This is a genomic window from Paenibacillus konkukensis (genome assembly GCF_023523925.1).
GTDB lineage: Bacteria > Bacillota > Bacilli > Paenibacillales > NBRC-103111 > Paenibacillus_S > Paenibacillus_S doosanensis.
Genome location: NZ_CP027059.1, coordinates 5,320,344 through 5,333,362 on the forward strand (window position 1 = coordinate 5,320,344; position 13,019 = coordinate 5,333,362).

14 protein-coding genes and 1 riboswitch are annotated in these 13,019 nt (G+C 47.3%); of the genes, 7 read left to right on the plus strand and 7 right to left on the minus strand.

Annotated features, from left to right (window positions below):
* Window positions 1-68: 68 nt before the first annotated feature.
* The 7 genes from SK3146_RS23300 to SK3146_RS23330 form a co-directional block, all read right to left on the minus strand.
* The gene (locus tag SK3146_RS23300; RefSeq protein WP_249861012.1) at window positions 69-704 is read right to left on the minus strand and encodes a LysE family translocator; all 636 of its coding nucleotides are present in this window, start codon (window positions 702-704) and stop codon (window positions 69-71) included.
* 23 nt (window positions 705-727) lie between these two features.
* Entirely contained in the window at window positions 728-1,354 is a 627-nt protein-coding gene (locus SK3146_RS23305; protein ID WP_249861013.1) for a hypothetical protein, read from the minus strand.
* Window positions 1,351-1,920, minus strand: coding sequence for a hypothetical protein (locus SK3146_RS23310; RefSeq protein WP_249861014.1), 570 nt, complete (start codon window positions 1,918-1,920; stop codon window positions 1,351-1,353). The genes SK3146_RS23305 and SK3146_RS23310 overlap by 4 nt, the downstream gene beginning before the upstream one ends.
* Window positions 1,921-1,935: 15 nt before the next feature.
* Entirely contained in the window at window positions 1,936-3,987 is a 2,052-nt protein-coding gene (locus SK3146_RS23315) for a multicopper oxidase family protein (RefSeq protein WP_249861015.1), read from the minus strand.
* Window positions 3,988-4,077: 90 nt separating this feature from the next.
* Complete coding sequence (locus SK3146_RS23320; RefSeq protein ID WP_249861016.1) at window positions 4,078-4,509, minus strand: SRPBCC family protein; 432 nt, start codon at window positions 4,507-4,509, stop codon at window positions 4,078-4,080.
* A gap of 33 nt (window positions 4,510-4,542) precedes the next feature.
* Entirely contained in the window at window positions 4,543-6,177 is a 1,635-nt protein-coding gene (locus SK3146_RS23325) for an FAD-dependent monooxygenase (protein WP_249866410.1), read from the minus strand.
* A gap of 33 nt (window positions 6,178-6,210) precedes the next feature.
* Window positions 6,211-6,837 carry a PadR family transcriptional regulator gene (locus SK3146_RS23330; RefSeq protein WP_249861017.1) on the minus strand — a complete coding sequence of 209 codons (627 nt, stop codon included), beginning with the start codon at window positions 6,835-6,837 and terminating at the stop codon, window positions 6,211-6,213.
* A gap of 152 nt (window positions 6,838-6,989) precedes the next feature.
* On the opposite strand from SK3146_RS23330, the gene SK3146_RS23335 reads away from it, so the two are divergent.
* The 7 genes from SK3146_RS23335 (at window position 6,990) to SK3146_RS23365 (ending at window position 13,000) form a co-directional block, all read left to right on the plus strand.
* On the plus strand, window positions 6,990-7,343 hold the full coding sequence (locus SK3146_RS23335) for a VOC family protein (RefSeq protein WP_249861018.1): 354 nt from the start codon (window positions 6,990-6,992) through the stop codon (window positions 7,341-7,343).
* 66 nt (window positions 7,344-7,409) lie between these two features.
* Entirely contained in the window at window positions 7,410-8,780 is a 1,371-nt protein-coding gene (locus SK3146_RS23340; protein WP_249861019.1) for an MDR family MFS transporter, read from the plus strand.
* 173 nt (window positions 8,781-8,953) lie between these two features.
* Window positions 8,954-9,529 (plus strand): PadR family transcriptional regulator, encoded by a 576-nt coding sequence (locus SK3146_RS23345; protein WP_249861020.1) that lies wholly within the window; start codon window positions 8,954-8,956, stop codon window positions 9,527-9,529.
* 94 nt (window positions 9,530-9,623) lie between these two features.
* Window positions 9,624-9,710, plus strand: a riboswitch (cyclic di-GMP riboswitch).
* Between the two features lie 61 nt (window positions 9,711-9,771).
* Window positions 9,772-10,458: a LuxR C-terminal-related transcriptional regulator gene (locus SK3146_RS23350; RefSeq protein ID WP_249861021.1), complete on the plus strand. Its 687-nt coding sequence runs from the start codon at window positions 9,772-9,774 to the stop codon at window positions 10,456-10,458.
* 361 nt (window positions 10,459-10,819) lie between these two features.
* Window positions 10,820-11,281 carry a hypothetical protein gene (locus SK3146_RS23355; protein ID WP_249861022.1) on the plus strand — a complete coding sequence of 154 codons (462 nt, stop codon included), beginning with the start codon at window positions 10,820-10,822 and terminating at the stop codon, window positions 11,279-11,281.
* 649 nt (window positions 11,282-11,930) lie between these two features.
* Window positions 11,931-12,473 (plus strand): RNA polymerase sigma factor, encoded by a 543-nt coding sequence (locus SK3146_RS23360; RefSeq protein WP_249861023.1) that lies wholly within the window; start codon window positions 11,931-11,933, stop codon window positions 12,471-12,473.
* A 119-nt stretch (window positions 12,474-12,592) separates the two neighbouring features.
* Window positions 12,593-13,000, plus strand: coding sequence for a DUF6075 family protein (locus SK3146_RS23365; protein ID WP_249861024.1), 408 nt, complete (start codon window positions 12,593-12,595; stop codon window positions 12,998-13,000).
* Window positions 13,001-13,019: the final 19 nt, after the last annotated feature.

The following is a 13,019-nucleotide window of genomic DNA, read 5'->3' on the forward strand; positions in this document are numbered from 1 at the left end:
AACTTCATGCTTAAATGACTGCGTTTTGTTAGCTGGCCCTGTAACCAAAGTCATACCACAAACTATCATTACTGTCTTTGAAAGGCAACCTTTAGGCCTAGTCCGATATAGATTGCTCCGACGAACTTGCCGCTTTGGCGGCTTAAACGGCTTATCCATGTCGTCCGTTTAACCATTTTTCCAAGCGCAGAGATACCTAATACAATGGAGGTTGTATACAATACACTTAAGCTCACAAAAACGAAACCTAGTATCAAAAATTGCGTGGCGGCATGGCCTCGTTCGAGATGAACAAATTGAGGCAAAAACGCCAGAAAAAATAGAGCCGTCTTTGGATTAAGAACTTCTGCAACTGTTGCCGTAACGAATGACTTTAAAGCTCCCGCCGATTTAACCTTAGGAGGTCGCGGTTCTGATGGCTTACTCATCATTTCGCGAACTCCCAAATATAGTAAGTATACCGCTCCTGCATATTTAACAAAATTGAAGGCGAGAGCCGAGGTCATTAGTATAGTAGAAAGCCCGACAGTAGCAAATAAGGTGTGAAGAAAATCCCCGGTTGCGATGCCAAGCCCTGCCATAATGCCTCCTTTGCGGCCATTTTGAACGGTACGAGTAATGGTAAGAAGAACAGCGGGGCCTGGAATTAAAAAAAGCAAAACGACAACGATTACATAAGCCAATAAAGTTGAAAAATCCGGCATCTGACTTCCCCACCTCCAAAGATTCAAGATGATATATTGCTGCGGTTTTGCAGCCATTGTTCGAATTCGACGGGGGTGTTAACTTTATGGTCTAATACAGCCGTATAGATATCATAGCTTTTCACCTGTTTTCCATACTCGTCTCGTGATACCCAGGCGGTTTTTATGCTTAAAATAGAAACAACCGTCTCCGGAGTTAGACGATCGGGCATCGTGCGAATATGTTGCAGATCGGGTTGTTTTTCTGGCTCGTCTACAAACCAAATATCCAATTCCCACTGGTTTCCGTTGTTGGACTTATAGGTTATACCGAGAAAAAAACCATCCGGGTAGGCTGGATTGGTGTTCCAACTGCCAGTATCGTTAATGAATTGCATATCCCGAATCCCGGGATTGGACATCAATTGCGAAGCAATCCCAGAGATTGTAGCGATGTCCAGCTTGGAGCAAATGACGGTCATATCGAGATCTCTCCAAGCCATTAACCCTAAGGCCGCACTTCCTACGGTTACGGGCATACCGGCTGCTTTCAACAACGGAATGAGGTTCAGTTCTTCCGTAATTGCAGCCGCTTCAACCTGCAATCGCTGTTGACGGGCAAGCAGTTCTACCTTTTCGATCATGGTTCGCTCCTTTCCTAATGCGCTCATACGGAGTTACCTTTGTTACAGAAGGCTTTGCCATAGTGGTCGACAGCAAAGCCAAATAATACTTTCATCATAAATAGCAGGCAAGTAATCAACATGTAAGGCTGGATATTAGGCAGTAAAGGAATACAACCTAGGCCAATGGACAGAAGCAAGCCTGCGACAAACAGTTGTAACTGCCTTCCAATAAGTGAGTTGACGATATATGCACCTGTGATTGTATACGCCCATACAGCTATTGAATATCCGACCGCTGTGTTTAATAAAACCGAAATGATCACGATATGAATATGAATGGAAATGAACACAATTCGATTCTTTTTCCTTGCCGCATAAAAGTTGCTAGTTGAAGGCGTAAAATTAGCTATACAGCCTGCGAAAATATCGAAAATGAATAATAAAGCCAGGGCACTGCGCCAGATCGGCAAATGGGCAGTCATCTCGGGGTATCTCCAATACAACAGAGCCGTCAGCAGTCCGCCAAAAAGCAGAATCGCAACTATAAAAAGAATAGGTTGTTTTTCGCCAAAGACATCATGCAAAACCGATGGAATCCGTACTTGTTTCATAATCACTCTCCAATTTTATTCCGGATGATTGCCCGTTTCGCTGCCGATCGCGAAAGGGGTATATACATTTTCGTAGGCTACATGCATCGTCATCCCTTTTTGTGCATGATCTAGATTGTGACAGTGGTCCATCCATAATCCGGGGTTGTTTGCCAAGAAAGCAACCTCTAACGTCTCGCCTGGTTCGATATTGACCGTATCCAGGACAAGAGGGCTTCCACGAACTGGAAGGCCATTTTTACTGATGACTTGAACATGATGTCCATGAAGGTGCATCGGATGGTCGGCAAAACTCCGGTTTACGAATGTAGTCTTCACGAGATCCCCTTCCCTGACCATCAGCGTCGGAGTATTGGGAAATGTTTTGCCGTTAATGACCCACTGCTGTCCTGCCTCCCCATTATAGACACCAAAGTAGGTTTGATCCAAAATCAGCGTGAATGTTCTATCAAACACTGTGGAGGTATCAAATGAGGCACGTGTCGGCGCTCCATACTGGGTGATGTCCAAAATCTCGCCTTTCTCCAACACCTCGGGGGCGCTATCGCCGTCTTTGCTGTACACTCTGCCGACCGGCTTTCCGTCCGTGAGCATGGCTAGCGTCACGGGAGTGTCCGGCATAATGAATTCGACATCGTAACGCCCTCCGCCTCCAATTCGCAATAAACGATCCGTCACAGTACCGGGCTCGTTCAACTCATATCCATCGATGGCCGTGACTTTGAAAGGGGCGCCATTCAAGGAAAACGTGCGGGTCAAATTGCCCGCATTCACGAGACGCAACCGCACCGGCAATCCCGGTTCAACCAGATTTTGCAGGAATGAGTCATCCCTATCGAGCGCCGGAATACTTCTGCCGTCCGGCGTCATCCAATCATGCGCCACAATCGTCGTATCGATCATTTTTGTTTCATGCTGATTGGAGGGACGTATAATAAAGGCTCCGAACAGCCCTTTTTGCACTTGGATGGAGGATTGCTGATGGGAGTGATACCAGTGTGTCCCGATTTCTTCTATTACAAAACGATAAGTATACGATTCGCCGGGCATCACCGCATCCTGCGTCATTCCGGCAACCCCATCCTCGCCATTCGGGACATCTACACCGTGCCAATGGAGGGTAACGCCACTCGTAATGTTCTTGTTCACCAATTGAACCTCCACTAAATCCCCTTCATCGGCAACAAGCTCGGGACCCGGAGCCTGCCCGTTAAAAGTCCAAGCTTCGATCGTTTCGCCGGAGGCAAGTTGAATCTTCTTCGTTTCGGCGTAGAGGACATACGTCTTGTCGGGAACTCCAGACTGGGGCCCTTTCAAGTCCACAACACTAATCAACTTGTCGGATGCACTTGGATCGTGACCTCTATGGTGGGCATGCATATTGTCAGGTGGGATGGGATCGCCTCCTCCATAATCAGCGGTTTGGTGGTGGACCATCTCCATCCTGCCGGGAAATTCACTCATCTTCTGAGCGATTATCAATACAATCAACGCTGTGCCGAGCGCTAGAACCGAGTACACGGCGCTTCTCGCGATTGTTATGCTTAACCGAGGAGTTCGATGTTCTAGAAGCCTTAACCTCCTGCCGTGATAAAACCATAGTAGCACAACCGCAATGATCAGAGCCCCGCCATACATTATAATATCTTCTGTATTAGGGATCGCCGGTATGTCTATCGTTACAAGAAAAAAGGCAAGTACCGCTCCAACTAACATGACATGTACGGGAACAATTAGAGACCGCAAAGAACTCCCGGCCTTGATTGCTCTCGAAAGGTTGGGCAGTGCAAAGATCAACACCGCAAGCGCCGGCAACCCTAACAGAGGGAGAATAATGGCAACCCGATCCATTACGAATAGCCAGCCGAAATTTATCCCAATCAGAAGGATATCAAGTACCCAAAGCAGGATAAGAACCATTCCGGCAACGACGCCGATTTTTGTTACTAGCAACCATCCCCTGAATCTTGTTTTGCGTCCTCTCAAATATTTGAGATGATTCCCAACATATCCGGTAATTCCCCAAACGCCCACGAGCAATAACAATAATAAAAACTCTAATGCCATTAGCGATTCGAACACGGCTAACCCTCTTTCCCTGAATGTATTCTAGCCGGTGTCGAGAATCGCCCTCTCGCATCCGGTTGCGCACGGAGGTTAGTTATGGAGCGCAGCCTTCAAGCTGGCAGCCGTTTTCGGCTGCTCTTTCTTCATCGATTGACGCATGAAAAATTCGGCCACCTTTGGCACGTTCCCGACTTGAATCGTAAAATGAACCCGGCATGATGCTTCGGAAACCGGCTCAACCTGGTAACTTTCGCGAAAATATTGTTTTTGATCGGGGGTTGTTTCCATTGTCAATAATTGATCCTGAACCAGCTCCGTTACGATCATCGTTTTTTCGTTTTTGAAGCCAGAATATTTTCCGCTTTCGAAATATTGGGTTCCTAATCGAACAGGTCCTTCAGTGGCGACGCGACTTTCTATAATGCCCTTCATCCAGGAAGCCCGCCCTTTTAAATCCGTAAGACGCGAATAAACGACAGATGCGGGATATTCATAAAGTTCGGAATATTCGAAGGTAAGCATGATTGTGATTCCCTCCCTTGTGATGTGGTTCTCTTAACGAAAGAGAATGGTTGACAACGCATCCGTAAGCACTTGTTCCAAATGTTCCTTATTCTCCCCGTAGATTCTTTTTCGCCAACCGATGTACCCATCTGGTCGCACGATGATTGCCCCTGTCGAAGTGATTCCGTATGCGTTAAGAAAATCGTTCCCAGGATCGATGAAGTCGTTATGTTGCCCGCCAATCTGAAACACATCCATAGGAAGACCTAGCTTCTGTTTAACCTGTTGCGCGGCCTGCAACCAGCTTTGTCCTTCTGGACCGACGAGCAAGACAAATCGAGTGCCAAATAGATCAATGGAGGAGACGGATTGACCCTCCCGTTCGAGAACGACGTGCGCCGCGCGGGTTCCCGGCTGCCCCGTCCATAACTCGGGCGACTGTACAAGCGGGAGGATCTTCGCACCTGCTTCCGGGACGATCGCGCCGCCTTGGTAACGATATCCCATATTGACATGCAGGGTATTGACGGTAATCCCCTCCGACCCCTCATGTTCGCGTTGCTGCGAAAGCATGACCACCTGTTCCACCGTGTAATCCGCAACAGGTCGCCGCTCCTCATCGTAAGTGGCAAGCAAATCCGGACCTGCTTCACCGCGTAAGACCGCGGCAAGCTTCCAAGCGAGGTTCTGTGCCTCGGCGATGCCGGTATTGCCGCCTAAACCGCCGCTTGGAGGTTGAACCCGTGCGGAATCGCCGACCAAAAATACTCGTCCTTGTTGAAAGCGGTCCGCTACGCGGGCGGCCATTTCCCAAGTCAAAACCTTTTTAATCGAAACCGAAATGTCTGGAATTCCGATCGCCGCCCGAATTAACTGGACACAACGTTCTTCCGAATAATCTTCCATGGTTTCCTCTTCGGGATCATATACAACGTCTAATCGGTATAAATGGGGTCTCCTGAGAGTTCCGGGGTACAGCACCAGGCTTCCGCTTGTTGTCTCATTGGCAAAAAAGCACATATGCGCGTTTTGACTATGAAACAGCTCATGAATATCGGCATCGAAAACCATGCTGATCAGATGACAGAGCGTGCCTTCTCCATGCTGCCCAATGCCTAATTGTGTGCGGGTTCCGCTCTTGCTCCCATCCGCTGCAACCAAATACTTGGACCGGACACGTCTAGTTTCGTCGCTGATTCGGTCACGAATAACGGCCGTGATGCCGTCCGCGTCGGGTTCAAACTCGATCAGTTCTATGTTGTAGCGTAAATCAACGCCGGCTTGCTCAACCTGTGCCCGAAGGACCGGCTCAAGCAGATCTTGTGCAATGCCGTTTCCTTCAACAGGACTAAGATCCGTGAAGTAAGCGCTCATATCTTCCATCAAATTATCAAACATTTGCCCGGCCAAGCTCTCCACAAACATGACGCCAAATTCTCGAGGGAAAGGAGGTTCTTCACGGCGAATATCCTGCTCGATTCCGGCCGAACGGTAAATTTCCATCGTTCGGGCAGTTAAACTCGAAACGCGCGGGTGAATGGCTGTTCCCGGATGGCGCTCAACAACCAATGGCTTAATTCCCTGGCGAGCCAGAAATAGGGAGAAGGATAAGCCGACCAGGCTTCCTCCCACAACGAGAACTGGAACGGTTTCATCGAATAAAGCGTTTTTTAGGGGGTTATTCATCAACAGCACAACCTTCCGTAGTCCGTTAGACTTTCAATCAGAGCGGTTATCAATATGCTGGGCGATATCACGCAATTCTTCCATACTCCATCTCAGCTTTTCATTTTGGATATCCGCGATAATGGAATGGATCCATTCCATTTCAGCTGCGAGCACCGTTCGTTGGTATTCTGTCTCGAGTGAAAATAAGCGGGGCAGACCCATCGATGCTACGGTTTGCAGCTCATCTTCGAGTCGAGTGAGCATGTTTTCAAGAGCGTGGACTCTTTTTTGGAAGAGCATTGCAACATCTTCGGGCGTCAACAGTGCCAGAAAAGAAACAGCAGCAGGGAACTCTAAAAATTCCTGAGCAGGTGTAGAGATCATTTCCCGCATCCAAGAATAGGCAGCATCTCGCCCCAGATCCGTAATTTCGTAAACAATTAAATCCGGTTTCCCTTCATTTTTTTTCTTTCCTTGGATAGCAATGGCCTTGTCTCGATGCAACCGATCAATCGTTTGGTAAATACTCGTTCGATGGCGAACGTTAATAACTTCTTCTTTCCCCCTCTCTTTGATAAGCTGCTGCATACGATAAGCATGCATCGGCTCCTCGATCAGAAAACAAAGCACGGCTAAAGCGACAGGTGATTTTTTAATGAAGTTGTTTTTCATAGTCATAATAATACTATTAATAATATGACTAAGTCAAGAGACGCAATAAAGTTCACCCAAAGCACCAACTGAGTTTATTATATCATAAAAATATATTTACATATTATATCTTTTTGATATAATAAAACCGATCAAACATAAAAAGGAGGAAATATACCATGTTTAAGAGCGGCAATGTGACTGTCATGGTAACGGATTTAAAAAACGCAGTAAAATTTTATGTCGAAGCCCTTGGACTAAAGCTTCAACACGAAATGGACGGGCATTTTGCGCAGGTCGAAGCACCGGGATTGACGATCGGTCTCCTACATCCTTCAGGCGACCAAGGTGTTAAACCGGGAACTTCGGGTAGTATGTCTATTGGATTTGAAGTAGAGGAACTGGAGTCTGCCATTGAGACACTACAATCCCGGGGTGTTCATTTCCATGATTATGTAGAAGGCCAAGCAGCCCAAGTCGTACACTTCAGCGATCCTGAAGGCAATACCCTATACTTGGTTTGTAATCGTTAAGCCAAGGTGAGAATAAGGGACAATAAAAAAAGGAGTCTTCTCTTGACACCGAAAACCAACGTCAACATGGTTATCATCGGACTGCTGGCTGCGATGTTCATCGGCGCGTTGGACGTGACCATCGTCGCCACTGCTACGCCGCATATTATCGCTGATTTACATGGTGTGAGCCTATTCAGTTGGGTGTTCGCGGTTTACACGTTGACCACCTGTGTGGCGGTGCCTATTTTCGGCAAGCTCGCCGATTTGTTCGGGCGCAAAGCCGTGTTCGCTGTCGGCATCGGTTTGTTCGTACTCGGTTCCATTTTATGCGGGGCCGCACAGTCAATGGCGGAACTCATTTGGTTCCGGGCCTTGCAAGGAATCGGGGCCGGGGCACTGGCGCCCGTGTGCTTTACGATTGTCGGCGATTTGTTTTCAGGCAAGCAACGAGGCAAAATGATGGGCGTCTTCTCGTCCGTTTGGTCCGTGGCAGGCTTGCTCGGCCCGCTTATCGGCGGTTATTTCGTCGATCAGGTGTCGTGGCGCTGGATATTCTACATCAACGTGCCGATCGGTGCCGCCGCCTTGCTGCTGGTCACCGTATTTTTGCACCAACCGATCGAGCGCCGGGTGAAAAAAGTCGATTACCTGGGCACGCTCACCTTTACCGTTTCCTTATCCGCACTCCTGTATGCGCTTCTGAGTGGCGGGTCCGACCATCCGTGGGATTCCCCGTTGATTATAGGGCTGTTTGCGGTAGCGGCCGTATTTTTGCTGTTGTTCCTCTGGATCGAAAAACGGGCGGAGGAGCCGATGATGCCGTTGTCGATTTTCCGCATCCGCGTATTGAACGTGACAAATGTCAGCGGATTTCTGACGTTCAGCATCACGACGGGCTTGACGATTTACTCGCCAATCTGGATTCAGTCCGTGCTTGGCCATTCCGCGACAAGCTCGGGCCTGATCGTCATGCCGATGTCACTGGCATGGCCGCTCGCTTCCAACATAGCCGGCAGGCTCATGTACCGGATGGGGGTGAAGGCGTCGATTGTGTTCGGTTCTAGTCTGGTGGTGGCCGGCTTCATTTGGCTTGCCGCGCTTCAGATGAACTCTCCTTACGTTTACTGGATTGGTATCCTCGTCGTGATCGGGCTCGGGATGGGCTTTGTCGCGACGCCCTCAACCGTTGTCGTGCAATCCGCAGTCGGCTGGGAAAATCGTGGAGTCGCCAACGCTTCCAGCATGCTATTGCGAGCAATGGGCCAAACGATCGGCATCGCGGTATTCGGCACGATTTACAACCAGCATGTGACAACGCTCGACTCCAAATCGGAGCTGGCTGCCGGAATGCATGCCGTTTTTCTGCTCATGTGCGCCATTGCGATTGCGAACCTGCTCGCCGTGCAGTTCCTGCCGAAGCACCGCGAGCTGATGGCGCACCAGCAGTCGGCTTGACGGGGGCACGAAAGAAAGAAACCGGAATTGGCCACAAACGGATTCGGCCTGGAAAAAGTCGCGACGACCGCGGCTTTTTCTTTTTTCGGGCAAGCATAAGCTATACTATTGTTTACTTATTATATCTTTTCGATATAATTAAAGAAGTTAAACTTATAGGGGAGGCTGTTTGCTTGAACGAATTATTCGTACTCGGCGAATTGATGATTAACCCGATGCATGGCTATTTGTTGCATCAGATCTTGAACGGGGCTATTGGACCTACGCGAAAAATTAGCTGGGGGGTGCTTTATCCGCTCATTCACGGCCTGCTAGCAGACGGGCTGATCGAGCAGGTCCCCGATGAACAACCGGAGGGCGCTCGACAAGGAAGAGGAAAAAAGAAAATAATGTATAGCATTACCGAAGAAGGCAAAATGCGCTTTTCCCGGTTGATGGAAGAGCCGATTCCATACACGCCGGATTACGAGCTGCATTTTTATATTAAATTGAAAAATTTTGATCTGATCAGTAGAGAGCTGCGGTTTTTAATTTTGCACCAGTACAAGGATTACCTGCGGTATGAAATCCGCCATGAGGAAGAACGGATTGAGTATGTGGACAAGGATGAGCGGATACCAGACGGGGAGCAGCAGTATATTCTGATCTTTTTCCGGCATCGGTTAGAAAGGCTCCGTGTTGACGAAGAGTGGGTTTTACAGTTAATCAATAGTCATCGAACGAATGGGGAAGGACTTGAACGGGAGTAAACCTGGAAATGTTAAAGCTAAGCACAGCGGATGCAAGGTTAGCCCCTCATTATGGCTTGTCTCACCCATCTAAATCTGAACTGCGGCAACTAAATATGGAAAACGGCAAAACTGTCGAAAGGCAGTGACGCAAAGCCACGGATCTTCTCACTATTCAAGTGATGACCGCCGGGCTACCCAATTTGCCAAACACGGCCTATGGGGTCGTGTTTTTGTTATTTGCAGAATTGGAGGGGAATAAGATGTCCGAAGCAAAATATCATTCGAAATTGCCTATGATGGCTGGTAAAGGGAATATAAGAGTTGTACTAGTGGATAGCGACCAGGAATGGGGGCGCCGCTTTACAGAATTTCTCAAAACAGCGACGGATATTCATCTCATTAACATTTCCGTCACAAAAGAAGAGGCGGTACGAGCTGGTTTACAGTTGGATGTGGATGTTGTTGTAGTAAATACAACACTGCGGTCACCCGGATACGATGGACTAGATGCATCCAAAGAAATTCTTGCAAAAAAAGATATTCCCATTATTGTCGTGGCCTCAAGTAATGACCCAGAGGTAGTCGTAGAGGCAATGGCAGTCGGAGCGGTTAATTTTATTTGCAAAGCCTATATGCGAGACATCATCATAGCGATTCGCGAAGCATATCATCGTAATCCATCTTTGCACCCGAGAGCTTCGAAGGTGCTTCGCGAAGAAGTCACCCGGTTGAAGCGTCAGGAATTTTGTTGTAAGCTAACCACGACTGAAAAAGAAGTATTGCAATTAATCGCTTTGGGATATTCCCAGTCCAAGACCATTCAGTTGATGGGGATCTCGCCCAATACTATGAAGACACACGTTCGTCATATTAGTAGAAAGCTCGGTACAAAATCAATCAAAGAAGCAGCAATAAAGGCGAGGCGGTTTGGACTAGAGAAACAATAGCACGATGCCTAGTGACGAATTTCGATTTACTTCGACAAGGTTCTGGGTCTTCAGGGTGACTAAAAAATCATCCTGCCGGATGACATCGAAAATTGATAAAATTAGGCATAAGGTGGGATAGGAATTGAACGAAATGGCCCACTATGAAAGGGAGGGATTTACGGAAATAGTAATTAAGGATGATGTGTAGGATAGGTGTCTGTCATGTGAAGAACGGGACAAACTCAATGTGGTTCTTTTTTCTCATTCATGGTTTGGGTTGTCCCCAAAATGATGGATGAAAGGATGATCGGCATGTATCGAAAAGAAATGGAGCGTGAAATATGTCAGTATAGCCGAATAGGAAACGGAGGGGTCACTGATGCTGTTAGTTGAGCAGATAACCCCTTATGAAAAAGTCGAGAATTGGTTGATCGCTTATACGGACTGGAAAGCACGGCTGGAATACGCACAAACAGAGCTTACGCACATTCCTGGATTGACTAAAGCGTTGCATGAAGTAGCGATTTACGGTTGCGGCCAACGCAATGACACGCTGCTTCGCACAGTCATACACCGTTTGGAAATCACTGAATATGAAATACCATTTCTTAAGTCCAGAATCGGACTGATCGAATATGCTTTCTCGGCGCTTACTCCAGAGGAAAGACGATTCATTCAATTGCGCTATCAAGATCAATTGGCGTTTGCAATCGTTATGGATCGTTTGGGACTATCGCGCCGCGCTTTTTTCTATCATCGGAAACGAATATTGCAAAAAATATATCGCAAAATAAAAAGTCGAACAGCATTATTGGAGTATGATCCGTTTGACGAAAAGTAAAAGATCGGTTACCGAAAAAGATGCTACTGTGCATCTTTTTTTGGTGAGCGAATAAATGCACGTTATAAACCTAACCTCTACTATTCGGGCCTCCGTAAATTGCTGATCCCCTGAGAAATTACGCTGATGCACTTTCATTGCACCGAACATGCACCGAACAGGTTCTGTGAATGAACCCTGTATTCCCCAATTCTGCACCCCGTTTGCATTTCTTTCGTGATAAATTGATATTGTGGACAAGTCGGGAACAGTACGTTTTCGTTCAATATCATAAAGTTGAAAGGAGGCTTTTAGTAGTATCCAATTTCTGAGACGACGGGCCATCCGATTTTCGGAGAGCCTGTTTTTTGTTTCGGGCAAAAGCGAACCAAAATCACCTGCAAGTCCTCCCTATTCATTCACTCATAATCAAGCATCAAGCGCCGGTTCTTTTCCTTAACAGGGAAAAGTTCAAGGCGTTTTTTTATTTCATAAGACAACACCAACATAAACAGATGTTGTTGCTTTTCTCACGGTGCTGCCATGTGAGGATGGAGATGATTTTTATGTGCCCCCTGTTGCCGTAATGTCAAACAGCGGTCTTGTTATATGGTTGGTCTCCGGTTATTGACGCGATTATGTTCAGGCTATGCCGTAATGGAGCGTTGGAATGCTCTGCGGCAAAGTCTTTTTTGCTTTTTGGATATTTTTCGCAGACGAGTCAAAGGGAGCGTTGGCTGTCGCTCTCCCCCTCCATTTTGGTTTGCCTACAAACCAAAATGGAGGGACGAATATGAAAAGGATTAATTTGCGGGACATGTATCCCTTTATCAAAACGGATGTATGGATCGACTTAGATGATGAAGTGGCACAAGAAATCCGCCGTTGTGACTTAAATGAAAGCGCATACAAATTGCGCACCTATCGTCATCGCGCTTATTACTCGCTTGATCGGAACGACGGTATAGAACAAGACGTTCTTTTCCTTTCAATTTCCCCGGAGGAATATTACGAGCGTAAGCTTTCCAATGAGCAGCTTTATGCGGCTATGTGTCGATTGCCGGAAAAATCGTTTAGACGAATTTATGCTCACTTCTTTTTAGGCATGAGCAAAGTAGCGATTGCCCAAGCTGAACAAGTTGATGAACGGGCAGTACGAAAATCTATTGAACGCGGTTTAAAACAAATGGCGCAGTTTCTCAAAAAAATGTGATTGCGGTAGGTCAAAGGGTCCGATTTGCTTGCCAAAATGAACAGATAGGTAAAGAGCTTTATGTAGGCGGCGGCTGGTTATAACCAGCCGCTCATTTTCCATGAGAGGGGCAGGTAACAATGAATTCGATTCGATTTCGAGATGCTGAACATGAAAGCTTCTACTTTCGGATGCTGGATGAAAGGAAATGCAGCGACGGCTATCATCGGGCACTTTTCTACACATTAGGTATTTCCCACGATACTCGGAGTCATATCCGCGATTTGTTTGATTTTTCTAATGGGGGCATTAAGCCCAGAGGTCTCGCAGCCTCGTGGCAAACCGGTAGTTCTATCCGCGTGTGCAGGCTTGCTTTTAATCTGTGGAATGGCTGGACGGAAAAAGGTGGGGAACGCTACTCTACTCCCCACGAATTATTCGATTGCAGCTACGCTCCCTATTTTTTTGAAGCGATTCAACTTCGTTATCCGGATTATTGCCGAAGCCAGGAGAAGAATTTCAAGCGGCTAAACGAACAAGCTCGCTGAATGGCAACCAGCTAAGGGA

Coding starts and splice junctions, on each gene's coding strand:
- SK3146_RS23300 (WP_249861012.1), bottom strand. CDS start 704: ATGCCGGATTTTTCAACTTTATTGGCTTATGTAATCGTTGTCGTTTTG.
- SK3146_RS23305 (WP_249861013.1), bottom strand. CDS start 1,354: ATGAGCGCATTAGGAAAGGAGCGAACCATGATCGAAAAGGTAGAACTG.
- SK3146_RS23310 (WP_249861014.1), bottom strand. CDS start 1,920: ATGAAACAAGTACGGATTCCATCGGTTTTGCATGATGTCTTTGGCGAA.
- SK3146_RS23315 (WP_249861015.1), bottom strand. CDS start 3,987: ATGGCATTAGAGTTTTTATTATTGTTATTGCTCGTGGGCGTTTGGGGA.
- SK3146_RS23320 (WP_249861016.1), bottom strand. CDS start 4,509: ATGCTTACCTTCGAATATTCCGAACTTTATGAATATCCCGCATCTGTC.
- SK3146_RS23325 (WP_249866410.1), bottom strand. CDS start 6,177: ATGAATAACCCCCTAAAAAACGCTTTATTCGATGAAACCGTTCCAGTT.
- SK3146_RS23330 (WP_249861017.1), bottom strand. CDS start 6,837: ATGACTATGAAAAACAACTTCATTAAAAAATCACCTGTCGCTTTAGCC.
- SK3146_RS23335 (WP_249861018.1), top strand. CDS start 6,990: ATGTTTAAGAGCGGCAATGTGACTGTCATGGTAACGGATTTAAAAAAC.
- SK3146_RS23340 (WP_249861019.1), top strand. CDS start 7,410: ATGGTTATCATCGGACTGCTGGCTGCGATGTTCATCGGCGCGTTGGAC.
- SK3146_RS23350 (WP_249861021.1), top strand. CDS start 9,772: ATGTCCGAAGCAAAATATCATTCGAAATTGCCTATGATGGCTGGTAAA.
- SK3146_RS23355 (WP_249861022.1), top strand. CDS start 10,820: ATGCTGTTAGTTGAGCAGATAACCCCTTATGAAAAAGTCGAGAATTGG.
- SK3146_RS23360 (WP_249861023.1), top strand. CDS start 11,931: ATGCTCTGCGGCAAAGTCTTTTTTGCTTTTTGGATATTTTTCGCAGAC.
- SK3146_RS23365 (WP_249861024.1), top strand. CDS start 12,593: ATGAATTCGATTCGATTTCGAGATGCTGAACATGAAAGCTTCTACTTT.